21 protein-coding genes are annotated in these 24,599 nt (G+C 63.0%); 14 read left to right on the top strand and 7 right to left on the bottom strand.

What is annotated here, in order from left to right:
• Positions 1-398: 398 nt before the first annotated feature.
• The 4 genes from L2Y97_RS21250 to L2Y97_RS21235 all read right to left on the bottom strand — a co-directional run bounded on the left by L2Y97_RS21250 (position 399) and on the right by L2Y97_RS21235 (position 3,190).
• A complete protein-coding gene (locus tag L2Y97_RS21250; RefSeq protein WP_247430702.1) occupies positions 399-719 on the bottom strand; it encodes a hypothetical protein in 321 nt (106 codons plus the stop codon).
• Positions 720-721: 2 nt separating this feature from the next.
• A complete protein-coding gene (locus L2Y97_RS21245) occupies positions 722-1,189 on the bottom strand; it encodes a hypothetical protein (RefSeq protein ID WP_247430700.1) in 468 nt (155 codons plus the stop codon).
• Positions 1,186-2,142 (bottom strand): toll/interleukin-1 receptor domain-containing protein, encoded by a 957-nt coding sequence (locus L2Y97_RS21240; RefSeq protein WP_247430697.1) that lies wholly within the window; start codon positions 2,140-2,142, stop codon positions 1,186-1,188. The genes L2Y97_RS21245 and L2Y97_RS21240 overlap by 4 nt, the downstream gene beginning before the upstream one ends.
• Before the next feature lie 385 nt (positions 2,143-2,527).
• Positions 2,528-3,190 carry a site-specific integrase gene (locus L2Y97_RS21235; protein WP_247430694.1) on the bottom strand — a complete coding sequence of 221 codons (663 nt, stop codon included), beginning with the start codon at positions 3,188-3,190 and terminating at the stop codon, positions 2,528-2,530.
• A gap of 1,175 nt (positions 3,191-4,365) precedes the next feature.
• Between L2Y97_RS21235 and L2Y97_RS21230 the strand changes: the two genes are divergently transcribed.
• From L2Y97_RS21230 to L2Y97_RS22585, 4 genes are all read left to right on the top strand, one after another.
• A complete protein-coding gene (locus tag L2Y97_RS21230) occupies positions 4,366-4,680 on the top strand; it encodes an AAA family ATPase (protein WP_247430691.1) in 315 nt (104 codons plus the stop codon).
• 39 nt (positions 4,681-4,719) lie between these two features.
• A complete protein-coding gene (locus tag L2Y97_RS21225) occupies positions 4,720-6,294 on the top strand; it encodes an ATP-dependent nuclease (protein ID WP_247430689.1) in 1,575 nt (524 codons plus the stop codon).
• Between the two features lie 99 nt (positions 6,295-6,393).
• Positions 6,394-6,807 (top strand): ApeA N-terminal domain 1-containing protein, encoded by a 414-nt coding sequence (locus L2Y97_RS22590; protein WP_425492866.1) that lies wholly within the window; start codon positions 6,394-6,396, stop codon positions 6,805-6,807.
• A 92-nt stretch (positions 6,808-6,899) separates the two neighbouring features.
• On the top strand, positions 6,900-7,223 hold the full coding sequence (locus L2Y97_RS22585) for an ApeA N-terminal domain 1-containing protein (protein WP_425492865.1): 324 nt from the start codon (positions 6,900-6,902) through the stop codon (positions 7,221-7,223).
• Positions 7,224-8,281: 1,058 nt separating this feature from the next.
• Here L2Y97_RS22585 and L2Y97_RS21220 read toward each other — a convergent pair.
• Entirely contained in the window at positions 8,282-9,616 is a 1,335-nt protein-coding gene (locus L2Y97_RS21220) for an MFS transporter (protein WP_247430686.1), read from the bottom strand.
• Between the two features lie 132 nt (positions 9,617-9,748).
• Between L2Y97_RS21220 and L2Y97_RS21215 the strand changes: the two genes are divergently transcribed.
• The 10 genes from L2Y97_RS21215 to L2Y97_RS21170 all read left to right on the top strand — a co-directional run bounded on the left by L2Y97_RS21215 (position 9,749) and on the right by L2Y97_RS21170 (position 20,610).
• On the top strand, positions 9,749-10,039 hold the full coding sequence (locus L2Y97_RS21215) for a CnrY/NccY family anti-sigma factor (RefSeq protein ID WP_247430683.1): 291 nt from the start codon (positions 9,749-9,751) through the stop codon (positions 10,037-10,039).
• A complete protein-coding gene (locus L2Y97_RS21210; protein ID WP_247430681.1) occupies positions 10,039-10,479 on the top strand; it encodes a periplasmic heavy metal sensor in 441 nt (146 codons plus the stop codon). The genes L2Y97_RS21215 and L2Y97_RS21210 overlap by 1 nt, the downstream gene beginning before the upstream one ends.
• A complete protein-coding gene (locus L2Y97_RS21205; RefSeq protein WP_247430679.1) occupies positions 10,476-11,030 on the top strand; it encodes an RNA polymerase sigma factor in 555 nt (184 codons plus the stop codon). Before L2Y97_RS21210 ends, L2Y97_RS21205 begins: the two co-directional genes overlap by 4 nt.
• Before the next feature lie 94 nt (positions 11,031-11,124).
• Positions 11,125-12,342 (top strand): TolC family protein, encoded by a 1,218-nt coding sequence (locus L2Y97_RS21200; protein WP_247430677.1) that lies wholly within the window; start codon positions 11,125-11,127, stop codon positions 12,340-12,342.
• A 4-nt stretch (positions 12,343-12,346) separates the two neighbouring features.
• Positions 12,347-13,516, top strand: coding sequence for an efflux RND transporter periplasmic adaptor subunit (locus tag L2Y97_RS21195; RefSeq protein WP_247430674.1), 1,170 nt, complete (start codon positions 12,347-12,349; stop codon positions 13,514-13,516).
• Positions 13,513-16,758, top strand: coding sequence for a CusA/CzcA family heavy metal efflux RND transporter (locus L2Y97_RS21190; RefSeq protein WP_247430672.1), 3,246 nt, complete (start codon positions 13,513-13,515; stop codon positions 16,756-16,758). The genes L2Y97_RS21195 and L2Y97_RS21190 overlap by 4 nt, the downstream gene beginning before the upstream one ends.
• Before the next feature lie 73 nt (positions 16,759-16,831).
• Positions 16,832-17,662 (top strand): TIGR04325 family methyltransferase, encoded by an 831-nt coding sequence (locus L2Y97_RS21185; protein ID WP_247430669.1) that lies wholly within the window; start codon positions 16,832-16,834, stop codon positions 17,660-17,662.
• Positions 17,663-17,758: 96 nt separating this feature from the next.
• Positions 17,759-18,772 carry a two-component system sensor histidine kinase NtrB gene (locus tag L2Y97_RS21180; RefSeq protein ID WP_247430667.1) on the top strand — a complete coding sequence of 338 codons (1,014 nt, stop codon included), beginning with the start codon at positions 17,759-17,761 and terminating at the stop codon, positions 18,770-18,772.
• Positions 18,765-20,153 carry a nitrogen regulation protein NR(I) gene (ntrC, locus tag L2Y97_RS21175; RefSeq protein WP_247430665.1) on the top strand — a complete coding sequence of 463 codons (1,389 nt, stop codon included), beginning with the start codon at positions 18,765-18,767 and terminating at the stop codon, positions 20,151-20,153. The genes L2Y97_RS21180 and ntrC overlap by 8 nt, the downstream gene beginning before the upstream one ends.
• Before the next feature lies 1 nt (position 20,154).
• Positions 20,155-20,610, top strand: coding sequence for a GNAT family N-acetyltransferase (locus tag L2Y97_RS21170; RefSeq protein ID WP_247430663.1), 456 nt, complete (start codon positions 20,155-20,157; stop codon positions 20,608-20,610).
• Positions 20,611-20,655: 45 nt separating this feature from the next.
• Here L2Y97_RS21170 and L2Y97_RS21165 read toward each other — a convergent pair whose 3' ends face one another.
• Together L2Y97_RS21165 and L2Y97_RS21160 are read right to left on the bottom strand one after the other, a co-directional pair.
• On the bottom strand, positions 20,656-23,142 hold the full coding sequence (locus tag L2Y97_RS21165) for a sensor domain-containing protein (RefSeq protein ID WP_247430662.1): 2,487 nt from the start codon (positions 23,140-23,142) through the stop codon (positions 20,656-20,658).
• Between the two features lie 167 nt (positions 23,143-23,309).
• A complete protein-coding gene (locus L2Y97_RS21160) occupies positions 23,310-24,437 on the bottom strand; it encodes a hypothetical protein (protein ID WP_247430659.1) in 1,128 nt (375 codons plus the stop codon).
• Positions 24,438-24,599 lie beyond the last annotated feature (162 nt).

The following is a 24,599-nucleotide window of genomic DNA, read 5'->3' as shown; positions in this document are numbered from 1 at the left end:
AGGCTACCGCGAGTCTTGGCCCTTCGCACCCGGCAGCATCCAAAGCACTGCGACCTTGTTACCAGCGTTAGGTGCAATGGAGGGAATCCAGTGGCCGTAAGCCGCCGAGGCGTCCGAGCGCCAAGCCGAGGTCGGGGCCATTCAAAGCCGCCTGGCTACGGCTCGGGGTTGGGTTCATGCGGCAGCTGTGGAGCTGGGGCCGGATTACCTGCCGTGCCTCGTGGCGGCGCTGGCACCGGAGCAGCGGGACGAACTGGTCCCGCTGGCCGAGGCGTTCGATCAAGGGAACGAGCAGGTCGCCGTTCGACTGGACGAGCAGTTGACGTATCTGCCGCCGGTCCCGGTCCCGGTCCCGGTCCCGGTGCCGCGGCCAAGGCCAAGGCCAAGGCCGTGATCCGCTAGATTGCTCCGTATCGTTTGAGGAGCGCCAACTGCTTCTCAAGCTTCTCGGTGTCTAGACTCGAATCCAAACTCACGTTGACATGAAAAACGGCACGCGGCGTAGCACCCGCAGTTGCCTTGACCTTTCCGGTTGGTTCCTGGTCTCCGTCGGCACCGTCACCAGAACCTTCGTTCTCGTCAGTTTCGTCAATCTGTTCGTCGACCGATGACTCCCTGCCTTTCTCAATAGGTAGAGGATCCGGCTTAGCGCCCTCTGCCAGCTCAGCCTCACTTATGTGCAGGACCTTTTCGCCGCTCACCGTAGCGAGGTTCGCCATGGTCATTGCGGATAGGTAGGTTTCCACGCAGTCATCGGTCGCCTCAGGATGAACTTTAAGCTCAGCGGCCCTTTGCTTAAGTTTGCCTTGGTAACCTCATCTCCATGGAATACGTCAAAGATCTTCCTAAATACAGGAGGTTTCAAAGCGGCTTCACGAAGAAAAGGGCGTAGTTCATCATCGGGTGACGACTCGATTTTCTTAGCTAGCTCCGATGCTGAGAAATGCGAAGTCTTATCGCCTTCCATGAACCCATATTGCTTAAGCGCAGACATCTTGATTCCACCCTGCGGCCCTTTTGCTCCGACAACAGCAAATATGGCGGCTTCCGACTGTGGAGATGTATGCGTCTTTGAAACCAGTTTCCTGGCATTTTTTACGGCATCAGGAAGGCTCATGCGAGGGTAGATCGTTCCACCTTTACGTCCGCCTTTTGGCATCACGCGGTTGGTTTTCTTGGTGTCGATCATGCGTCATTCCTCATCGCCGTAACTAACTCTTCGAGGCCGCTTTTGTATGATTTTGAGAAGTCCGCGTATTTCTTATCCCCAATGACCGCTGGGACTGGGGTGGCATCTAGCTTCAATGGGAGAATATGAACCTTGCGTCGTTGGACCTCACTAACCAAGGCGTTATTTAGCTCTTTCCTCACCCACTCAGATTCGGCAGAGTTTTCACTGATGGCCAAGAGGAAGTAGTCGGATCCAGCCAAGCCTTGCGCGATCTTTTCAGGGATTGAATCGCCAACACGTATGCGTTGCTCGTCTAGCCATACGTCGATGCCGCGGGCTGTTAGATCGGCGGCGAGTTGACGAATGAATGGCTTGTCAAGCGAGCTATGAGAGATGAAGGCGATGCGCTTGGCAGAATGCTCCGTGTGCCGTTCTTCCTTTTCTTTCTCTGCTGCGTCGACCAGATCCTCTGCGATAAGGTTGGCCTTCATCGCTCCGAGCGCTTGGGCCCAAGCCATGAGTGGGGCGAAATCGTTAGCGGAAAACGGAATGATGTCGAGCATGGTGGCGGCTTTGCGCAAGGCCACTTCGGTCTTGTCGCCTAGTTGAATGAACTGGCGAACCCTGACAAGAAGGGGGTGTTTGACTAGGGCTTCTCTAACAACCGCCTCTTTTTGCTCCTTCGAACCCTTGAATGGATAGGGTAGGGAGAGGACGTAACCTCCTCCGACTTGTTCCGCCAGGCCAATCTGGGATGCGTTCTTCAATAGCTTTCCGGCTACACGCCGGTCAACAGCGGCAAACTGGGCAACCTGCGTAATGTTGGGGCTGTCCAGCCAAGCGATGGCATCCAGAGCCACAAATAGATCATCGAGCTTCACCGGTTCGAACCGCGGAGTGGTTGGCCCTTTTGGTTTCTTTGTCCGAGTAACCGCCGATTGCTTGGCGGTCGCTTTCTTTGCGGTTGCCATAGCTCTGATTGTCCCTGTCCCCGGCCAGTTGGCCTCCTACAGATAATCGTATCCACAAAGTCGGCGGTTCGCTATGCGGGAAGCGCGAGATTTGGCTGAGTCGCTGGACGAGGTCCCTTCCGCGCCTTGAACTCCTTACCTTCCACCTTTTCGCGCGCTTCCCGCTCCCGCTCGGCGGCCGCGTGTGTGAGGTATCCAGCAAACCGATCCGACTCATGCGGCTTCAGCGGAAGCTCGGGGAAGGGCAGGCTATCGAGCACCCGTTGGCACTCTAGGACGGTCCCGCCCGCAATGTAGTTTCGTTGATCAATAGAGTCCCCCGTTGAATGACCGTTGATGGCGCAGATGATGCTCTCTGGCACCTTGGTGCGGTCCATCAGGGTCGTCAGGTTGTGCCGAAAACAATGAAGCGTCTTGCGCTTGCTGGTGATCTGACAGCCCTTGCGCAAGTGGGTGCCATTGAACCACTCGCTGATCCCCTGGCCCGGGCCACCCTCCGCCCACCGCAGACCGGGGAACACGAGCTCCGAACCACTCGCCCTGACATCGGCCAGATACCGGTCGAAGCCAAGGTCCAAAATGGCCCGCGGGACGGCGTGCGGCGAATCGCGTAATCGGTTTTGACGCTCTGACCGGTGCGGTCCGGGGCGATGTCGAACGTCAGGACGTTCCACTCTTGGCCCGTGTCATCGAGATACGGATTCAACCGCACATCTTCGACGTAGAGTTGGGCGATCTCATTGACCCGCATGCCTGTGAAATGGGCAATGAGCGGAGCCCAGTATTTGTGCGGTGCGGTGAGCTTGGCTAGGTGTTCCGGGGCGAAGATCTGGGCCAGATCGGCGTGGTGGAAACTATCCTTTTTCTTCCGACGCCGGCCGTGCTCGTCCTTCGAATAAAGGGCCAGGTCGACGTAGCGGAATTGGTTTTCAACCAGATCGCCTGATTTGATCGCCGCGTTCATAAGGGCGTTGATGTGGCCAAGATACTTGCGCTGCGTGCCCAGGCTGATGGGTGGCAGTTTCTCTCGTTTGGCCCGCGCCGCCACGGCGGGCGCATCCAGGCCATCGAGCTGGCGCAGGTGCCGCCGGCGCGCTGGCCAGACTGCCAGAAGATCAGCGAACGCACTGGCGTCGTCCGAAGTGAGCTCCTGGATCGGGCGATCGCCGACGGTCTGGAGCAGCAGGTCGAGAGCATATCCACGGTCCCGGGTTGCCGGGGAGGCGCGCTTCGGACCCCGGGGCGATGTTGGCCATGTGGAGCTTGATGAGGTGGCCCAGGCTTTTGCTGGCGGGTACTGCCTCCGTGGCGAATTCGGTGGCTGCGGGCGACAACGCCACCGCGGTTAGAGTGCCTAGGGTATTCGGCTCCCCTGGAGCTGGCCCCGGAGCGGGTGCCATGTCCGGGGAGGCGGGCGCCGGTGGCGGGGTTACCGGAACGACCTGGCGGGTGACACCGCGCTGTCCACCTCGGACTTCCAAGTGATCACTGGGCTGTCTCGCCCGATGGTGCTGGAGGGGGGCGTCGCGCTGGAGGCCTTGGGCCGGGTCCAGATCGAAGCCCGTGCTGCGGCCAACACCAATAGGTGCTGGCGTCGCGGTAGACCACCCGGATATCTCGCAAGCAGGAGCCCGGCGGCACGACGACGGCCCCCTGGCCCTCGCGGCCCCCGATCAGCGGCGAGGGGAGATTGAGCGGTTAAAAAGCGGCCGACCCGGAAGGCGCCAGCTCGACGAACTGGACCGCACGGCTGTCGTGGTGTAGCCAGACCGCGCTTGTCTTCCACCAACGACCAGTGTCCGGCATGCGGCCCATGTCACGGTTGGTGGTCACGTCAGCATAAATTATCTGGTATCGATAGCTTAAGACGATGCATCACCATTTCTTGGCCACAGAAGGCAATGTGAAGCGCAATGCAAGGATGCGCACCAGCATCTCGCTTGAAATAGTCGGAAGCGATTCCCCCCGCCTCCACCAAGCAAGCGTCCTCGGACGTGCCTAGAAGGACGAAGATACCTATAAATAAAGGACTTCGACATTTCCTTTTCCCGGCGCGTCCCATAGCATTCCTTGAACGCGCGGGGCAACTGGGGGCAAGATTCGGGGCAGCACATGCGCTGAGGTCTATAGTTGCCCCGATGCCCTGTCTAGACGGTCTTCGAATGAAGCCGTAACTGACCAAGCGAAGCACTGCGAACTCCAACTCTTGCAAGGACGGCGACTATGAATGATGGCATCACTCAACCTGAGCAAGAAGATCTGGAAGCGAAGCACTTCTTCCCTCTCGAAGTCCGAGCGCAAGTTCAAGCCGGAAAGGACGCCGTAGAACATGTCCTGGTGTTGCATAGCGGCCTCACTATTCTCCTCGGACCCAACGGAGCCGGAAAGACCCAACTAATGCGCGCGATGAAGCCTGCATTACAAGAGTTAATTGGGAGAAAGAAAGTTCGCTTTCTATCCGCTGGTCGCATGGGCTTGCACGAGCAGTACCGAAGCGACTATGACGGCTATCGTGGCGGGATGCTGCGCTATGACTAAGCGCAATTTGGTCAAGCACACGAAGCGAATCTACGGCACTTGCAGGAAACCCTTTCTGGCGACTTTTACACCCTCGCAGTGAGACCAGACATTCTTATTAAGGTGCGCGAACGCCTAAGAAAGCTATTCCGTCGAGACATTAGTATCGAATGGCAGCAAGGCACGCTTCGGGTGCAGTTCACAAGCGAAGGAAGCACCGAAGCTAAGTACACCTCCGGTCGCGAGGCGTCGGGCCTTATTCATCTAGTCGGTATCCTAGCTGCCATTTACGATGATGACGTAGGCGCACTACTGCTCGACGAGCCCGAAGTATCGCTCCACCCCCAATTACAATCGTTCCTTCGCCGCGAAATCGAGGAAGCTTCGGGTGCTCCGGACGACGCGAGCTACAAAAAAATCATCGTCCTTTGCACACATTCGACCGAGTTCGTGAAGATAAATACTCCGCTCGATCTCACGACAATCGTATTGTGCCAAGCGCTCAGCAAGCAGCCCATTCAAATCAACCCCGAAACGCCCGAACTTCTCTCAAAAAAAATGTACGGACTTGCGGCACGGCTAGGCCACGAACATAAGTCTGCATTCTTCGCCAACCGTCCGCTTCTGGTTGAAGGACCCTCGGATGCAATCATTTGTGGCGCACTCTCGGGAAGGCTCGACCTGCCGCTTGAAGCCGCAGGCGTACAAATCGTTCCCGTGATAGGAAAGGGTGAGTTCCCCTTAGTCTCGAAGCTTTTTCGGTTGCTCGGAAAGAATCCTGCGATTCTTCTGGACGCCGATGGCATTGCTGATGGGTTATCCACGGTGAATTCATTCTTGCATACGCCATCCGCCGTAGAGTTCGCGAACTCGAAACTCGGCCAAGAGAGCGCGATACACTTCTCTAAGCAGGTATATGACGCATTCTCGAAGCTGGTGCAAAATCGCTGGCACGAGATTGAGAGTCTCGCCGTCAAGCATCCTTACTGGAGTGCTCGAAGCAGCCAAGATGATGACCTCACGCCCAAGCTACGCGCGACATTCTCAACGCTGTTTCAATGCCAGAACGATTCGTTAAGCTGTCTCAGCAGTGACGGGGCATGGCAGAAGATAAAAGCGCGTCTGACGCTACTTCTTGACCTTCTCGAGTCCCAGGGATGCTTCGTCCTCAGGAAGGGAACAATTGAATCCTACTACGCGAATATCGCGTCGTCAGAGAAGGTCCTTTCGGCGGCAACTGAAGCATCCAGCCTTGGGGGGCGGAGCGTCGAAGAAGTTAGCGCGCACTTCGATGACATCGTCCGCTGCCTCACTACAGTGGCAGCGGTCCCGTCGATCGTTGAGGCCGACTCATTACAGGATACGCTTCTGCGGGTCGCAGTGCCTATCCTCGCAAGATTTCAGAACGGGGAACGCGGCGAAGACCTTGTAGCCAGCATAGGAAATGCGCCAGATCGACCGGAAGCGATATTCAGCTTCACAGCATCCAACGACAAGATCGAGATCGACCTCAACAGCAAGGTGTTGAAGGTTCCAGGATTTCCCATGTCCTTTACAAGGAAGTCAAACATCGTCGCGGAAATCACCCGATCCATCGGCACGCGAAGAAAATCCAGCGTAGACGCAAATGAATAGATCGGAAAGTCGAGCAATTTGGCGTGCGGACGAAATGCATTCGCTCAACCAACTCAACCTAAGGACCAAGGTAAGTGGACAAGAAGCGTGAAGGCTTAGATCTGGAAAGACAATATTCTCGGATCCTTTTCCGCCCACGACGGCACGTCGGCCGTCGGCGAGCTTCGCCTAAAGGGTCGAAACACGATCCTTCAGCTCCATTTCGATGCTAGCTTGGATTCGTTATCCCGGTCTAGCCATATCGTTGGCACATCGGTAAAAGGCGAGCGAGTCACACTGATTGACTGTCACAGTCCATGTGCATCTCGCACACACCTCAAGGATGAACCTAGCCGCTACCACGCAGATATATTTCCCCACTATGCCGCGGTTGGGCGAGTTCACTTCGACCCTGGGATGTCGCTCATTCGATCCATTCGGTTCTGCGTAACAGATTCGGCGAAGCCTTTTTACGATTTTGACGCCTTCAGTCATCTTATCGTTGCGAAGACGCTAATCGATGCCGTCTTGTAAGAACGCCGGGGTATGAGGTCTGTCGAACGAGGCGATTCCCCGCAAATTGCTTACTTCACCGGTAAGACTTCAATGCAAGGGTAGATAGTGCTATCGGTGAGGTTAGCGTCAGTCATCAGCCGAGTTACAACATTGGCGGTCCGGAAGGCGTCTTCATCAAGAGCAGAATCTTGATCTCTATCGATCTTGGTACTCCGGCCTCCTTCCAGGATGCGCTAGACGGGATGCACGTAGTTGCGACCTTTCTGTCCATGGCAGCAGGTCGTGCCCAGGGGATTTCTAGAATCTTCGCTGATGTAAATGAAGGCATCAGAGATGCAGCTCAACCTCTAAGTATTTATCGTAGCTACAGGTGGAGATCGCCGAAACGTAGCCTAGACACGCCTCATCCTTCAGAGATTCCAATCGATCCATGACAACATCGCGAAGGATTCGAAACAGTTCTCGATCGCTGAATTGCTCGGCACGAGGGATGGCGGACAGCATGTAGCAGGTACATTGTCTGCCTGCAGAAGAGCAATAGATATGATGTCGATAGGCTAGTCGCTGCTGCGCGTATGTTTGATATTTCGCCGCTCATGCGACGCCCCTTGCAACAGAATTGACTAGCGAGCTGGCGGAAGCAAAGAATCAATGCCGCGCATTATTTCGTGAAATTCCAGCCGACGTCGACAGAAATGGTGCTCTGGGCGCGCTTGGTAGACTCGGTAAGCAGTCGTTGTCGAAGAAGGCTGCTTACCGCGCATCGGTCGTTGAAGCGTCGCTAGCCATCAGTTTCCTGAGCTCCAATTCCCAGCCTCCATCGCAGTGAAGTGCCGGAACTTCTTCGTGCACGGAAACTCTGACGACATCAACTTTGCGGACGTAGAAGCATTTCTTCCCTTCTTGACCGATGTGCTGGAGTTCATTTGTGCGGCATCGGACTTCATCGACTGTGGATGGGAGAGCAAACGCTGGGCCGTACAGCCCTATGGATGGGGACACAGCTTCAGTCGATTCAGGAGCGAATACTCTAAAGCGCTAGCAGATTTACGAAGGGCCATGCCAAATAGCGAGCTTCCCTACCTGGCCCATGTCCGCTCGCACCACATCGTCGAGTGAGTCCCATAGTCGGCGCAGGTGTCGCAACTTAGGGAATCCGTTGTGTATGGACCGATTCCCAAAGTAGGTGCCTGCAAATTCCCATAGTTGTTGCGCGTCCAGTCTCAGGGCGCCGATGGCCGACGTTGTGTCGCGCCCCCGCCTTGCATTAACAAACAAATAACGTACATGCCTCGGTCCGCTTTCACGGCATTAGCGCTTGCCGCGTTTGTTCGGCCGCTCGTCGACGGCGCGGAGGGGAGCTCGCCAGGACAGGAACTCGCTTCGAATGTCTGGTGTCGGCGTCAGCTGGATCGAGCGGCAGTGCGCTCATCTGGGGAGAGTCGCCCTCAATAATCGCGACTTTCTGGTCTGCGTCCATCCGACCTCGGCGCTATATGTTCGGCCACGTAGGGTGCAAGTCATCGACAACAAAGGGATGGGCATGCTTCCTGTCTCCCACCTGCTCCCCCTGGGCCAAATGCGGATGATCTGACGGCAGGTCGTCATGACTATGAGCGACAACGTCCGGATCCGCCGCTGGCCAGAGCAGTGCGCTCAGTGCCACCGATGCCAGCACCACGCCGAGCATGACGGCGCCGCCCAGCAGCGGGCCGCCCAGCGTTCCGAGCCACCCCGCAATGGGATACATCACCAGCCAGCACCCATGCGACAGCGAGAACTGGGCGGCGAATAGCGCTGGCCGACCCTCGGCGTCGGCCGAGCGGCGAAGCAATCGTCCGCCAGGTGTGAGGATGGCCGCATAGCCGGCGCCGATCAGTGCCCACGACATCCAGAGCACCGCTTCCCGGGCCGAAGAGGGTATGGATGCTGCACCGGCGACAAGAACAACCAGGCCGGCCGCTGCCACGAAGGCGCCACCCTGCATCACGTGTCGATCGGCAAGTCGGTTAAGCAACCTGGGCAAGCTCAGGGCCGCGATCATGGAGGCTCCACCGAAGATCGCCATGCTGAATGCGACCGTCCGGTCGTTTCCGCCGAGCCACCGGTGGGCGTAAATCACCGTGTTGACGATGACCAGGGATCCGGCGGCCGCCTCGGCGAAGCTCAACGCAAGCATGCCGCGCAGGCGTGGTGTTGCCAGGTAGCGGCGCATGCCCTGCAGAACCGGCGCACGCGGTCCGGCGGCGTTTCGGCGGCGGGGAATCGGGACGGTCATCACCAGGATGGCAGAGCTGACAAACCCCGCGAGGGTGAACCCGAACAGTCCGCGGAACGAAATGACACCCAATAGAAGTGCCGCCAGCAGGGGGCTCAGCAAGTTCTCCAGGTCATAGGCGAGGCGCGACAGTGAAAGCGCCCGCGTGTACTGCGCTTCGTCCGTGAGCACATCCGGAATCGTGGCCTGAAAGGTTGGCGAGAACGCGGCAGAGCAGATCTGCACAAGCGCGGTGAGCACGTAGATCTGCCAGATAGCGGTCACGAATGGCAGGCAAAGCACCAGCGCTGCGCGCACCAGGTCCATGCTCACCAAGAACGGCTTGCGCGCCCAACGGGCCGTCCATGCGGTAGCCACGGGGGCGACCAGTACGTATGCGACCATCTTGATCGCGAGCGCCGTGCCGAGCACCGCTGTCGCCCGGTCGCCCGCCAGGTTATAGGCGAGCAAACCCAGTGCAACGGTCATCATCCCGGTACCGATCAGGGAAGTGGCCTGGGCGGCGAAAAGATGGCGGTAGGTCCGGTCGGTGAGGACTTCGAGGAACATGTGGCGTGCCGTGGCGGGATCATCACCACGCTACCGGTCCACCCCGCATCCGGCAAATCGAAAATATCCATCGTGGAACCCGAGGGGACAGTCCCTCGGGCCGCGTATAGGCAGAGCAGACAGGAGAACCTGATGAACTCCGTAGACCAATGGCTGGCGAACGCCTCGCGCGTGACGCACCCGACCCAGCCGGTGCAGGGCGAGGAAATGGCGCTCATGGAGCGCCTGGCGCATGAGCGCACGCCGGCGGCGTGGGCCAGCCGCCGTGAGGCGCGCCGGGCAGTGCTTTGTGCGGCGATGGCCGCCGTCATCACCTTTGGTGGCGCCGGCTGGCTTGCCCGTGCCGAATTTGCTCCGGAGCGACCGACCTGGGTAGCGGCGCCGTCCGCGTTGTCGCCGTATGCGTTGCTGGTGGGTCGCTGATGAACCCGGGCATGCGACTACCGCTGGCGACGTTGGCAGGAGCCTTGATCGGCATGGCCGGTGCGCTCGCGCTTGCGTGGGGCTGGCACGCCTTCCATGGCGACCAAACCGAGTTGCACGCGCTTTTGCACAAGGCGGTGCCACTCGACCCGGATGAGCAGCGGCAACTGGATGAAAAGGAACGCCAGTTCGTCTTGCGCCGCTCCGCGATCGAGGCGCGCCTGCGCGTGGCCAACGGCCAGCTGGCCAATGCCATCGCGAGTGATCCGGAATGGTCACCTAAGGTCGAAGCAGCGAGCCGGGAGGTTGAACAGGCGGCGGGAGACCTGCAGCGCATCACCCTGGAGCACATCTTTGAGATGCGAGCGGGCCTCAAACCTGAGCATCGCGACGCCTACGACAAGGTGCTCGTTGAGGCCCTCCGTCGCGGATCCCGGTGACGGACGGCGCAGACAGCTGGGTTGTTGCCGCCGTCGCCGGCGATACGGCAGCGTTCGCCGTGGGCGTGCGCGCGCATAGCGCAGCCATCAAGCAGATGGCGCGTGGCATGGGCGTCCCCGAAACCGATGTGGACGATATTGTCCAGGACACCCTGGTGGCAGCGTGGCGGGCGCTGGCGGACTTCGACCGTAGCCGTGCCTTCCGCCCGTGGTTACTGCGCATCGGCGTAAACAAAGTGCGCGATCTTCAGCGGTTTCGTCGCGTGCGCCATTTCCTCTTTGGTGCTGCGCCGATAGACCAACTTGAACCGCATGCGTTACCCGATGAGGCAGCCGATCCGGCCCGCGCATCACACGCCGTGCGGGAATTGCAGCGCGTCACGCACGTACTCGGGCAGCTGGCCCCGGATCTGCGCGAGGCCATCGTCCTGATTGGCATCGTTGGTCTTTCGCAGGTGGAGGCGGCAGCCACGCTTGGTGTGAGCCTCAAGACGATCGAGGGGCGTGTCCTCCGCGCCCGGGCCAAGCTGGGCCCGTACGTCGCCGGGTGAGCCCATGCGCCGGTAGGCCGAGGGGAAGGCGTGGGCAGCCGCGTAGGTAAAGGGACGGTCCGTTTCGACCTTTCCCGCGAGGCCCCCGGCTTTCATGTCCACCCCCACTCAACGCGGCCTGTTGCTTGTGCTGCTCGCCGCGGTGCCCGCTGCGCATGCGGCGGAAGCGCCGGCATATCGCACCTTGCTGCAGCAAAGCCTCGAGCGCGCGCCCTTGCTCCTGGAGCAATCGGCACTGGTCGATGCCGCGCGCGGCGATGCCCGCCAGGCACGCGCATGGCAAAACCCCACCATCGATGTGCTCGACGAGAACCTTAGCGCCCCGGCACCGGGTGGCGTCAGCCAGCAGCAGATCACCTATTCGCTGACGGTGCCGCTGGAGCTCGGCAAGCGCGGTGCGCGCATCGCCGCAGGCGAGCGGGGCGTGGATGCAGCGCAAGCCCGACAACGCCAGGCCGAAGTGGATTTCTCCGCCCGGTTGGCCGAGACCTACGCCGTGGCCGAAGCGTCGGTTCGCCGTCACGACCTGGCGATGGAGGACGTGGCCCGCGCCCGCGACGATCTGCGCGCGGCAACCGCACTGGTGTCGTCTGGCCGCGAAGCCAGCTTGCGCCAGGCACAGGCCCAGGCGGGTGTGAGCGGCGCACAGGCCGTCGAGGCGGCGGCCAAGGCTGATGCTATCGAAGCCCTGGAGCGGCTCGCTGCCCTGGTCGGCGCCCCGGAAAGTTACACCGCCATCCCCACGTCGCTGTTGGACGCGCCGGCAACGCCGGTGGCGGGCGAAGGTGACTCCCTCGCCGTGGCCACTGCTGAAGCCGAGCGTGCGGCGCAAATAGCGCAGGTGAAAGTGGAACAACGCAAGCGCCTGCCGGACTTCGGTGTCACCGCTGGCACGCGTCGTTTCGGTGGTTATAACGGCAGCGGCCTGGTGGTTGGCATCAGCGCGACGGTGCCGCTATTCGATCAGAACCGCGGCGGCATCGCCGCAGCCCAGGCCCGCCTCGACGCTGCTGATGCGCGCCTTGCCGCGGCACGGCTCGACAGCACCGCCGCTCAGCGCGCGGCGGCGGCACAGGTGGCCGCCAGTGCCGATCGCCTGAGCGCTGCCGAAGGCGGCGAAGCCGCGGCCGCGGAAGCGTACCGGCTGGGCCGGGTTGGATACGAAGCCGGTCGTACGCCCCTTCTGGAACTACTCATTACCCGGCGCGCGCTGACCGACGCACGCCTGGCAACGGTGGATGCCCGCCTGGCGCGCGTACGCGCGCTGGCCGAGTTCGCCCGCGCCAACGGCCGAATCGCATTTGGAGAGTGAACGCATGAGCCCTGTGGAACGCAAGACAAACTGGCCCGTGGTCGTTGGTGTCGGTGTCGTCGCCCTTGCCCTTGGGTTTGGGGCGGCGCGCTGGTCGGCCCCCGGCGCACCGGCTAGCCCGCCCGACACGAAAGCGGAGGCGTCCGCAGAGACATCGTCGTCGACCGTCACGATCCCGGATGCGTATGTGCGCTCGGCAAATATCGCCGTGGAGCCGGTGGTCGCCGGCAATGTGGGCGCCGAACTCCTCGCGCCGGGCAGCGTCGTGACCGAGCCGGGCAGTGAGGCCGCCGTCGTATCGCGCGCGGCCGGTAACGTCACCCGTGTCGAACGCGTGCTGGGCGAGCAGGTAAAGGCCGGCGACGTACTGGCCCGCGTGGCAAGTGAAGACGGCGCTCGCATGGCCGCCGACCTGCGCACCGCGCAGGCCCGCGCGGTACTCGCTCGCAAGGCCCAGGCACGCGATGCGGACCTATTTCGCCAGGGCGTGATCGCGCGGCAGGAAGCCGAGGCCAGTGAAGCGGCCTTCACCGCGGCGCAGGCGGAGGCCGACCGTGCGCGAACGGTAGCGAACGCGGCTCATGTGGAAGGTAGTGGCGACATCGCCATCGTCAGTCCCATCGACGGCACGATCACCGCTGCCGATGTGAACCTGGGTGCGTACGTGGCGCCGCAAACGGCGATGTATCGGATCGCGGCATCCAGGGGCAAGCGCATCGAAGCTTCGGTGCGGGCGGCCGACACATCACGGGTGAAAGCGGGCGACACCGCGACCATCGTCCGCGCCGACGGCCGCGTCATACCGGCCACCGTGCGCGGCGTAACCCCGACCGTCGATGGGATCACTCGCGCCGCTACCGTCATCGTCACGCCGACGGCAGGCGGCGAAGGTCTGGTGATCGGCGATGGCGTGCAGGTGCGCCTGGTCGCGCATGCCGGCGGTGGTGAATCACTCACCGTGCCCGAAGAGGCCGTGCAAAACCTTGACGGCAACGATGCCGTGTTCGTGCGCACCAAAGAGGGCTTTCGTGCGCAGCCGGTTCGGATTGGAACGCGTAGCGGTGGCATGGCCGAGATCCTTTCGGGCGTGAAGGCTGGCGACCAGGTCGCCACGCGCAACGCTTTCCTGGTCAAGGCCGAGTTGAACAAGGGCGGCGGGGACGACGAAGAATGATCGAGCGCATCCTCTCCAGCGCTGTCCGCCTGCGTTGGCTCATCCTGTTCATCACCTTTGTCGTCGCGGTGATCGGCGCATGGCAGCTCAACCTGCTGCCGATCGACGTGACGCCGGACATCACCAACAAGCAGGTGCAGATCAACACCGTCGTGCCGACGTTGAGCCCGGTGGAAATCGAAAAGCGCGTTACCTATCCCATCGAAACCGCGATGGCCGGCCTGAATGGCGTCGACAACACGCGCTCCATGTCGCGCAACGGCTTTAGCCAGGTCACCGTGATCTTCAAGGAGAGCGCGGATCTGTACTTCATGCGCCAACAGGTGACCGAGCGCCTGGCGCAGGCACGTCCGCAGTTACCCGAAGGTGCCGAGCCGCAGATGGGGCCGGTGTCGACGGGCCTGGGCGAAGTCTTCCACTACAGCGTCGAGTACACGCATCCCAACGGAAAGGACGCGCCCAGGGTCGCCGGCAAACCCGGCTGGCAGCCGGATGGCAGCTTCCTTACCGCCGAAGGTGACCGCCTGACCGACGATGTATCGCGGCTGGCCTACCTGCGCACGGTGCAGGACTGGATCGTGCGCCCCCAACTACGCACGACGGCTGGCGTCGCGGACGTCGATAGCCTGGGTGGGTACGTCAAGGAATTCGTTGTCGAACCGGATGCGGCCAGGCTTTCGGCGTATGGCGTCTCGTACAGCGAACTGGCGGATGCACTCGAGGCGGCCAACCTTTCCGTGGGTGCCAACTTCATCCAGCGCTCGGGCGAGGCATACCTGGTTCGTGCCGATGCGCGGCTGCGTTCGACCGATGAACTGGCTCGCGCCGTGGTGACCAACCGCGACGGCGTACCGGTCACCGTCGGCGACGTGGCGAAGGTCACCATAGGTGGCGAACTGCGCTCCGGCGCCGCCAGCCGCGATGGTGTGGAAACGGTGGTGGGTAGTGCACTGATGCTGGTCGGTGCCAACAGCCGCACCGTGGCCAGCGCAGTAGGCGATAAGCTCAAGGAGATCACCAGGACCCTCCCGCCTGGCATCACGATCGTGCCCACCCTGGATCGCTCCCAGCTGGTGGTTGCCACGATCAGCACCGTTGTCCGCAACCTCGGCGAGGGCGCGCTGCTGGTCATCGCCATCCTCTTCTTCATGCTCGGCAACTGGCGGGCGGCCGTTATTGCGGCATTGGTCATTCCGCTATCCCTGCTCATCAGCGCCATTGGCATGAACCAGCTGGGTATCTCGGGCAACCTGATGAGCCTGGGCGCGCTGGACTTCGGGCTCATCATCGACGGCGCCGTGATCATCGTCGAGAACGCGATGCGTCGGCTGGCTGAGCGGCAACACCACGAGGGCCGTGTACTCACGCTACGGGAGCGGCTGGAGGAAACCCTCGAATCCTCCCGCGAAATGGTGCGTCCCACGATCTATGGCCAGGCGGTGATCTTCCTGGTGTTCGTGCCTTGCCTGACCTTCCAGGGCGTCGAGGGCAAGATGTTTTCGCCCATGGTCATCACCTTGATGCTGGCGCTGGCGTCGGCTTTCGTGCTGTCGCTGACCTTCGTGCCGGCGATGGTGGCCGTGCTGCTGAAGGGCAGGATCGCCGAAAAGGACGTCAAGGTCGTGGCGGTGGCCAAGGACCGGTACCACCCGTGGCTGATTCGCGCGATCCGCCGTCCGACGCCGTTCATCGCGGCCGGCGCGGGCGTGATCATCGCAGCGGGTATCGCCTTCGCGTTCGTCGGCCGGGAGTTCATGCCCACGCTTGACGAGCAGAACCTCAACCTGTCGTCGGTGCGCATCCCCTCCACTTCAGTGGATCAGTCCGTGGCCATGGATCTGCCGCTGGAACGCGCCGTGCTGGCATTACCCGAGGTGAAGACGGTGTACTCGAAAGCGGGTACAGCCAGCCTCGCGGCCGATCCCATGCCGCCTAATGCCTCGGATAACTACATCATCCTGAAGCCGAAGAGCGAGTGGCCGGACGGTGTGACCACCAAGGAACAGGTCATCGAGCGCATCCGCCAGAAGACAGCGGTCATCGTGGGTAACAACTACGATGTCACCCAGCCGATCGAAATGCGCTTCAACGAGTTGATCGGCGGTGTGCGCAGCGATGTCGCCGTGAAGATCTACGGTGAGGACCTGGACAAGCTGGCCGCGACGGCGCAAAAGGTGGCCGCGGTGCTGCGCAAGATACTCGGCGCTTCCGACGTCCGGGTGCCGTCTACGGGTGGCTTCCCCACGTTCGACATCGCCTTCAACCGGGCGGCCATTGCCCGCTACGGCCTCACCGTGAAGGAGGTGGCTGACACCATCTCGACAGCGCTGGCGGGTCGGCCTTCCGGGCAAATCTTCGAAGGCGATCGACGCTTCGATGTGGTGGTCCGCTTGCCGCGCGAGCAGCGCGACAACCTGGATATTCTGGGTGCCTTGCCGGTGATGCTGCCACCCGATGACAAGAGCGTGCGCGGCTCGGTACCACTGCGCGAGCTGGTCGAATTCCGGTTCACCCAGGGCTTGAACGAGGTGACGCGCGACAACGGCAAACGACGCATCTACGTCGAAGCCAACGTCGTGGGCCGTGACCTGGGTAGTTTCGTTGACGACGCCCAGAAGGCGATCACGGCGCAGGTCACCTTGCCCACCGGATCGTGGATCGAATGGGGTGGCCAGTTCCAGAACCTGCAGGCGGCGTCCAGGCGTCTCGCCATCATCGTGCCGTTGTGCTTTGTGCTGATCGCCGCCGTGCTGTACATGGCCATCGGCAGTGGCCTGCTGACGGCAACGGTGCTTACCGCCGTGCCCCTGGCGCTGGCCGGCGGTGTGTTTGCCCTGGTCTTGCGTGGCATTCCGTTTTCTATCTCAGCCTCTATTGGCTTCATCGCGGTCTCCGGTGTCGCTGTGTTGAACGGCCTGGTCCTGATTTCCGCCATTCGCAAACGGCTGGCCGATGGTGCCAGCCTGGATGAAGCGGTGGAGCTCGGCGCGATGGAACGCGTGCGTCCGGTGCTCATGACGGCGTTGGTCGCGTCGCTTGGTTTCGTACCCATGGCGATCGCCACGGGGACCGGTGCTGAAGTGCAGAAGCCACTGGCGACCGTGGTCATCGGTGGCCTCCTTACGGCCACAGCGCTGACCCTGTTTGTCTTGCCTGCCTTATGCGGCCTGATACTTCGGCGGCACAAGGCGCAGGAGGCGGTCGCAGCGGGGCCCGTCACATCCCGGCATGCCGAAGGGTAGTCGCTAACCGACGGTGGGATGGCGTAACCCGCCGCCGTCCCACCTATCCATCTGGCGGGCCGCGAGGTGTGTCATGGCTGATCTTCAGGCGACACCGATCTGGCAAGGAAAACCCAGCCGTATTCCATTCGTTCGCAGGTGGCAGGATGCGTGGTACGAACGGCGCTTCCTGGCCCACGTTGCCCCTACCCATCACATCTACAGAGGGGTATACGCCTCATTCGATGAGGCGAAGGCCAGCATCCCTGCGGGCCGGACTGCCGGATACGACAACGCTGGCGCCGCCGATATGTATCGCGACCGGACGCGCCGTGTCTTCATCAACGACTACCCGATGATCTACTGGCTTGAGCGTTTCTTCGGCCAAGGCGCGCGAAGTGTCTTCGACCTGGGTGGGCACATCGGGATTGCTTACTATGCCTACCAGCGTTACCTCGAGTATCCCGATGGCGTCGCGTGGACAGTCCAGGATGTCCCCGCTGTCAACGCTGCAGGGCGTGCATGGGCGGACACGCATGATGCAAGGCGAACGCTTGCCTTCGTGCCCTCCATTTCCGAAGCGTTGGGCGCAGATATCCTGTTCGCGGCCGGGTCGCTTCAGTATCTCGAATACACCCTGGTGGATGCGGTTGAAGCGTTGCCGCGGCGACCACGCTTTCTGCTGCTGAACTCGGTGCCCGTCCATGGGACGACAACGTACTTCACGGTACAGAACATGGGTGTGACGTGCTGCCCATACCGGGTCACCTCCGAGCGTGACTTCCTGGGAAGTTTGACTGACGCCGGATACACGCTGCTGGATCGTTGGGAAAATCCGCACCGGCACTGCACCGTCCCCTTTCACCCGGAACTCTCGCTCGACCGCTACTTTGGCTTTGCCTTTGCGCGGGGTGCGGGCGCCTGACGGACTGACGGTCGAATCCCAACCTTGAGAACACGTTCACACCCCCTAGGAATCCCTCCAGTTGCACCGCAACAAAACCCTCCCTAGATTGGTGCAATGCATGCACCCGAACAGGCTGAGCTTCTTACGCTTCTAGGCACCGGCCTCGCCGTGGTCGGGCCGGACCTGCGCGTCCTCTGGATCAACCCCGCCCTGGGCGAGGTGCTGGATGTCGGGCCCCGGACGGCCGTAGGCCAGCCCCTGGCCCAGCTCCTGCGGGAGCCCGCGCTGGCCAGCCAGCTGGAGCGAACCCTCGACGAAGGCCGGGGTTTCAACCTCCGTGGGGTCACCTTTGGGGTGGCCCGGGGGCGGGAGGTCACGGCCGACCTGGCCATGCAACCCATCGGCAATGGCAAGGTACTGGTCGAGGTGCATGCCCTGGCGCCCGACCTCCACGGCTCGGAGACCCCCCTCTCGGCCACCCTTCGCGGGTTCGCCCACGAAGTGAAGAACCCCCTGGCCGGCCTGCGTGGTGCGGCGCAGCTGCTGGAGCGTCGTTTGGCCGAAGGCGACCTGCGCCAGCTGGCCGCCATGGTCATCGCCGAGGCCGACCGGCTGGCCGCGCTGGCCGATGGCCTGCTGCGCCACGGCGGTACCGCCCGCATCGGCCCGGTGAATATCCACGAGCTGCTGGAACGGCTGGAAGGGCTGGTCACTGCCGAGCCCGGTGCCCCGCGCGTGCGCCACGACTACGACCCCAGCCTGCCCGATGTCACCGGTGACAACGACCGCCTGCTGCAGGTGCTGCTCAACCTCACCCGCAATGCCGGCGAGGCCGGTGCACAGCAGATCACCCTGCGTACCCGCATCGAGCATGGCGCCCGCCTGGGCGAGCGCACCGTCCGCGCCGCCCTGCGCGTGGATGTGATGGACGACGGCCCCGGCGTGGCCGATGAACTACGTGATGTGCTGTTCCACCCCCTGGTAAGCGGGCGCCCCGATGGCACCGGCCTTGGCCTGGCCCTCTCGCGCGAGATCGCGCTGGAGCACGGTGGTGACCTGCGTTATGTGAGCCGACCAGGCGATACGGTGTTCTCCCTTTATCTCCCCATGGAGCGTGCGCATGAGTGAGATCTGGATTGCCGATGATGACCGTGGTGTGCGCTTCGTATTGGCCGAAGCCTTGCGCGATGCCGGCCACACGGTGCGCGAGTTCAGCGCGGGTGATGCGGTGCGTGCCGCGTTGGAAGAAAGCCGCCCCGCGCTGCTGGTGACAGATGTACGCATGCCCGGAGAAAACGGCCTGCGCCTGCTGGAAGACCTCACCCGGCGCAATATCGGCCCGGTGATCGTCATGAGTGCGTTTACCGACGTGGCGACCACGGCCGCAGCGTACCGCGCCGGCGCGGCGGATTACCTCGCCAAGCCGTTCGATCTCGACCAGGCGGTGGAAACGGTCGAGCGTGCCCTCGCGGCGGCGAACGAAGAAATCAGCATCCCGCCGCAGCGTGGCGATACCCACGCGCTGATCGGCGAAAGTGTCGCCATGCGCGAAGTGTTCCGCCTGATCGGCCGCGTCGCCGCCAGCGACCTCAACGTGCTGATCACCGGTGAAACCGGCACCGGCAAGGAACTGGTCGCCCGCGCGCTGCACGAAGAAAGCGCCCGCGCCGGCAAGCCCTACGTCGCCTTGAACACCGCTGCCATCCCCGCCGAATTGCTCGAAAGCGAACTGTTCGGCCACGAAGCCGGCGCGTTCACCGGCGCCACGCGTCGCGTCGCCGGCCGCTTCGAACAGGCCGATGGCGGCACGCTGTTCCTCGATGAAATCGGCGACATGCCGCTCGGCCTGCAGACGCGCCTGCTGCGCGTGCTCGCTGGCGGTGAGTTCTACCGCGTGGGTGGGCGTGAGCTGATGCACGGCAATGTGCGCATCATCGCCGCGACGCATCAGGATCTGGAATCGCGTGTCGCGCAGGGTTTGTTCCGAGCTGACCTGAAGCATCGCCTCGATGTGGTGCGCATTCCGCTGCCGTCGTTGCGCGAGCGCCGCGGCGATGTGCCGTTGCTGGCCCGCCATTTCCTCAGCCAGGCCGCGGCGGAACTGAACCTGCCGGCGAAGCGCTTTTCGCGCGGTGCCATGAAACTAATTGAACAGCGCGATTACCCCGGCAACGTCCGCGAGCTGGAAAATCTCTGCCGCCGCCTGGCGGTGATCGCACCGGGCCTGGAGATCCAGGCGGCCGACCTGGGCGCGCTGCCCGCCCGCGGCAGCCGCACCGGCGAATGGACCGAGGCGCTGCGCATGTGGGCACAGGATGCCTTGGCCCAGGGCGAGGCGGATATCCATTCCCGCGCCCGCGAGGCCATGGACAAGACCCTGCTGCAGGCCGCGCTGGTCGCCAACGATGGCCACCGCCAGCAAGCAGCCATGGCGTTGGGCGTGGGCCGTAATACGCTTACGCGAAAACTCGGCGCGTCGCGCAAGCGGCGGCCATCAACGGAAGTGTGAGATGAGCCTTGACGTAAGACGGGCGGCCCTTGAGGACGCCGACCACATCGCCGCGTGGAATATCGCGATGGCGTGGGAGACGGAACAGAAGAGGCTGGACCCGGACACCATCGGTCGCGGTGTGCGTGCGGTGTTCGACGAGCCGCGGCGTGGCTTCTACCTGGTCGCCGAGCTGGATGGCGTGCGCGTGGGTTGCCTGCTGGTCACGTACGAGTGGAGTGACTGGCGCTGTGGGGATTTCTGGTGGGTGCAGAGTGTGTACGTGGCGCAGGAAGCACGACGCGCGGGCGTGTTCCGGGCGATGTACCACCATGTGAAGGCCATGGCGGAAGGCGCGGGTGCGGTAGGCCTGCGGTTGTACGTTGAGACCGAGAATGAGCGGGCGCAGGCGACGTACAGCGGCCTGGGCATGGAGCGGTGCCATTATTTTATGTATGAGGCGCCGTTGGGGCGTTGATTCCTGGGGCGGCGTCGCGGACGGCGTCGCCCACAGGGTGGGCTCCTACACGGGGTCGCGTGGGTTGCCGGTGTCGATCTGCGCGATGCGTTCTTCGAAATCGCGGGCAGGGACGGCGCGGCCGAAGAGGAAGCCTTGCATCTGGGTGCAGCCGGCGTTGCCGAGGAAGGTGGCTTGTTCCACGCTCTCCACGCCTTCGGCGAGCACCATCTTGTTCATGCCTTTGCCCATCGTGATGATCGCGCTGACGATGGCGGCGCTGTCGTTATCCCAGGCCACATCGCGGATGAACGCGCGATCGATCTTCAGCGTATCGACCGGGAAGTGCTTCAGGTACGAGAGGCTGCAATAGCCCGTGCCGAAATCATCGAGGCTGAGCGCCACGCCTTCGGCCTTGATCCGGTGCAGCAGGTCGGCGATGTGGTCGCCGCCTTCCATCACCGTGCGCTCGGTGACTTCCAGTTCAAGCAGGGTGGGGTGCAGGCCGGTTTCCACCAGGATCGCCTGCATGGATTCGAAGAAGCGGGTGTGCTGGAACTGCAGGGCCGAGACGTTCACCGACACGGAGATGGGCCGGTACGCGGCGGCCCACGCCTGGGTCTGCCGGCAGGCTTCGCGTAACGCCCATTCGCCAATCGGCACGATCAGCCCGCAATCTTCCGCCACGGGGATGAACTGCTCGGGCGTGTACACATCCTCGCCATCCACCTGCCAGCGCAGCAGCGCTTCGGCACCGACGATGGTGCCCAGGTCCACATCCACCTTGGGCTGGTAATGCAGGCTGAGTTCGTTGCGGGCGAGTGCCTTGCGCAGTTCCACCTCGATACGCACGCGCGCGGTGTTGCGCTCGTTCATGCTCGGGTTGAAGAAGCGGTAGCCGTTGCGGCCCTGCATCTTCGCTTCGTACATGGCGGTATCGGCGTTGCGCAGCATGGATTCCGCATCGAACGCGTCATCCGGGTACAGGCTGATGCCGATGCTGAAACTGATCGCCAGCGCCGACGCTTCCAGGCCAATGGCTTCGTTGCACGCCTGCAGCACCTTCTCGGCGACTTCGGCGGCATCGGTGGCATCTTCCACGTGCGGCAGCAGCACCACGAACTCATCGCCGCCGAGGCGGCTCACGGTGTCATCCGCGCGCACGGCGGAACGAATGCGCCGGGACACTTCCTGCAGCAAGGCATCGCCGGCCGCATGGCCGAGCGTATCGTTGATCTGCTTGAAGTGATCGATGTCGACGAACAGCAGCGCGCAGCGTTGTTTGCGCCGCGTGGCCACGGTGACGGCGAACTCCATGCGCGATTGCAGAAGCGCGCGGTTGGGAAGGCCGGTGAGCGTATCGTGGTGGGCCAGGTGCGCCATCTTCAGTGCGAGCGCACGCGTTTCGCTTACGTCGTGGAAGACCACGACACCGCCGACCACGTTGCCCGCGTGGTCATGGATCGGTGCGGCGGAATCCTCGATCGGGCTGTCGAAGCCGTTGCGGTGCACGAGGATGGCATCGGTGGTGAGGCCGATGATGGTGTTCTTCTGCACCGCGGTGAGCAGCGGGTTGGCGATGGGGCGGCGGGTGAGCGGATCGCGCAGCTGGAAGATATCGTCCATGGGGCGGCCCACCGCTTCGTGGCTGGCCCAGCCGGTCATCGCCTCGGCGATGGGGTTGAGCGAGGTCACGCGCAGGTCGGGGTCCGTGGTGATCACGGCATCGCCGATGGATTTCAGCGTGACTTCGGCCAGCTCGCGCTCGCGGAACAGCGCGTCTTCGAAGGCCTTGCGCTCGCTGATGTCCTGCACCTGGGAAACGAAGTACAGCGGCTCGCTGCGTTCATCGCGGACGAGCGACACGGTGAGTAGCGCATGCACCACCTGGCCGTCGCGGTGCAGGTAGCGCTTCTCCATGTGGTACGACGCGCGCTCGCCGGTGAGTACCTGCTGTAGCAGGCCCAGGTCGGTGGCGAGGTCATCCGGGTGGGTGATGTCCTGGAAGCTCAGCGCCAGTAGTTCGGCTTCGCTGTAACCGAGCATCGCGCAGATCGCATCGTTTACCTGCAGCCAGCGGCCATCGGGCAACACCAGCGCCATGCCGATGGCGGCGTGGCGAAAGGCTTGCGAGAAACGCCGTTCGCTTTCCTTCAGGCGTGCTTCGAGGGCGCGGCGGTCGGAGATATCGGCCAGTACGACGAAGGCACCGCGCACATGGCCGTGCTCATCGGTATCGGGCGAGAAGCTGGCTTGCGCGTAGCGGTGCATGTCTTCGCGGCGCAGTTCGCGGTCGGCGATGACGGGCGTGCCGGCCAACGCTGCAGCCACGCCTTGTTCGATCCGGGGGTACAGGTCGGGCGGGATCAGCTCTTCGAGCTTGCGGCCTTCGATGTCGCCATCGCCGATACCCATCCACGTGCGGTAAGCCGGGCTGGCGTAGCGCAGCCGCTTATCCGTGCCGACGTACGCCAGCATGGCCGGTGCGCGTTCCAGGAGGAACGTAGGCCAATCGGTGGGCGAGAGCTCGTCGGGTGAAGCCGGGAGGGGCATAGGAAAAGCCGGGTTGCGTTGGCTCACTCTAGTGGCTTGGCGCAATGCCGTACATGACCGCCACGTGTAGGAGCCCACCCTGTGGGCGACGCTGTTCGCGAAAGAGCCACAGATCCTGCCGCCTCATCGCGAAAGATGTCGCCCACAGGGTGGGCTCCTACCGGGGCTTAATGCAGGGCGGGGGCTGGGGCGGTCAGGGCGCCTTGTTCGTCCAGCAGCATGCGGCCCAGGGTGTGAAGCTCGGGGTCGGTGCCGTAGCGGGTGGCCAGGGCTTCGAGCAGGGGGACCAGGGCATTGGGCTCGAGGGGGTAGCCGTGCGCAAGCACCCGGGCCTTGCCGGGAACGGGCTGGGCCACGGTGACGGCGGCCATGCCCAGGCCGGGCGCCTCGTGGGCGTACAGCTGGGGCGCGGGCTGGGCCGGGTCGGCCTCGGCGACGGCTTCCACCAGGTAGCCAGCGCTGGAGGCCGGGTCGCCTTCCAGGTGCAGGGGCACGTGGTGGGCGGCCAGCAGGGCGGCGTACTGGCGCAGCTCGAACAGCGTGCCGGCCAGTTCGTGGGCGGCGTTCTTGCCCTGGTTGCCTTCGCGAGCGAACCAGCTGGCGATGCCCGGCACGCTCACCCGGCCCTCGCTGTAGTGCAGGGGCAGGCCGCGCGAGCCCAGGGCGGTCTCATCGCGGTAGGGGGTGAGCAGGGCGGCTTCCAGCATGGTCCACAGCGGGGCCAGGTTCACGTGCTCGTACTGGACGCAGGTGAGGGCCAGCAGGTCGTCGCGGGTGAGGTAGCGGGCGTGTTCCAGGCGGATGCCGAGGGTGCGCATGAGGAAATCCGCCGTCCGGGGGCCGGCCTCGCCCTTGGCGGCCAGCTCGCGCTCCATGGCCTGGCTGAGGTCATCGGAAAGCTCGGCCGGGGCCAGCAGCACCCACGGCACCAGCCGCATGGGGCCGCCGGCATAGCGCGGATCCGGCACCAGCGGCTGGGCCGGCATGTGGCCCTCGTGGGTGCCAAAGGCCACGACACCGCCCTGGGTGGTGACCCGGGGGATGCGCTTGGCCAGCTCATCGAGCGTGGCGTACACCGGAAAACCCGGGCGCAGCAGCTCCACGCCATCGAACAGGGCGCCGGCCACGGCGAAGCGCGAGGCCTCGACGCCCGGCAGCAGGGCCTTCAGGTCCTCCGCCATCAGGGCGGCCAGTTCCTGGGCTTCATCGCGCGTGAGCTCAAGGCGATCGGGGGCCTGGCCCGGGACCAGTTCCAGCGCCAGGACGGCGGGGCAGGCGATCAGCGGCTCGGACACAACGCAATTCCACAACGGCAAAGGAACGCAATTCTACCATTGGGCGCCTTTGCCCTTTCGTTGGAAGGTGATGCGGGTTAGCCTTGCCGATACCCGGTTCGTCGGCGAACGTCGGCGTCCGCGATCCCTTTGGCTTCGATCGTTTATCGGTCGGCCCTTCCT

Source organism: Luteibacter aegosomatissinici (assembly GCF_023078495.1).
In the GTDB taxonomy this organism is placed as follows: Bacteria; Pseudomonadota; Gammaproteobacteria; order Xanthomonadales; family Rhodanobacteraceae; genus Luteibacter; species Luteibacter aegosomatissinici.
Note: the sequence above shows the minus strand (reverse complement) of the source record. Positions and strands in the feature narration are given on the sequence as shown.

Bases quoted from the DNA above. Each gene is read 5' to 3' on its own strand.
- L2Y97_RS21250 (WP_247430702.1), bottom strand. From the start codon at position 719: ATGGCGAACCTCGCTACGGTGAGCGGCGAAAAGGTCCTGCACATAAGT.
- L2Y97_RS21245 (WP_247430700.1), bottom strand. From the start codon at position 1,189: ATGATCGACACCAAGAAAACCAACCGCGTGATGCCAAAAGGCGGACGT.
- L2Y97_RS21240 (WP_247430697.1), bottom strand. From the start codon at position 2,142: ATGGCAACCGCAAAGAAAGCGACCGCCAAGCAATCGGCGGTTACTCGG.
- L2Y97_RS21230 (WP_247430691.1), top strand. From the start codon at position 4,366: ATGAATGATGGCATCACTCAACCTGAGCAAGAAGATCTGGAAGCGAAG.
- L2Y97_RS21220 (WP_247430686.1), bottom strand. From the start codon at position 9,616: ATGTTCCTCGAAGTCCTCACCGACCGGACCTACCGCCATCTTTTCGCC.
- L2Y97_RS21215 (WP_247430683.1), top strand. From the start codon at position 9,749: ATGAACTCCGTAGACCAATGGCTGGCGAACGCCTCGCGCGTGACGCAC.
- L2Y97_RS21210 (WP_247430681.1), top strand. From the start codon at position 10,039: ATGAACCCGGGCATGCGACTACCGCTGGCGACGTTGGCAGGAGCCTTG.
- L2Y97_RS21200 (WP_247430677.1), top strand. From the start codon at position 11,125: ATGTCCACCCCCACTCAACGCGGCCTGTTGCTTGTGCTGCTCGCCGCG.
- L2Y97_RS21195 (WP_247430674.1), top strand. From the start codon at position 12,347: ATGAGCCCTGTGGAACGCAAGACAAACTGGCCCGTGGTCGTTGGTGTC.
- L2Y97_RS21190 (WP_247430672.1), top strand. From the start codon at position 13,513: ATGATCGAGCGCATCCTCTCCAGCGCTGTCCGCCTGCGTTGGCTCATC.
- L2Y97_RS21185 (WP_247430669.1), top strand. From the start codon at position 16,832: ATGGCTGATCTTCAGGCGACACCGATCTGGCAAGGAAAACCCAGCCGT.
- L2Y97_RS21180 (WP_247430667.1), top strand. From the start codon at position 17,759: ATGCATGCACCCGAACAGGCTGAGCTTCTTACGCTTCTAGGCACCGGC.
- ntrC (WP_247430665.1), top strand. From the start codon at position 18,765: ATGAGTGAGATCTGGATTGCCGATGATGACCGTGGTGTGCGCTTCGTA.
- L2Y97_RS21170 (WP_247430663.1), top strand. From the start codon at position 20,155: ATGAGCCTTGACGTAAGACGGGCGGCCCTTGAGGACGCCGACCACATC.
- L2Y97_RS21165 (WP_247430662.1), bottom strand. From the start codon at position 23,142: ATGCCCCTCCCGGCTTCACCCGACGAGCTCTCGCCCACCGATTGGCCT.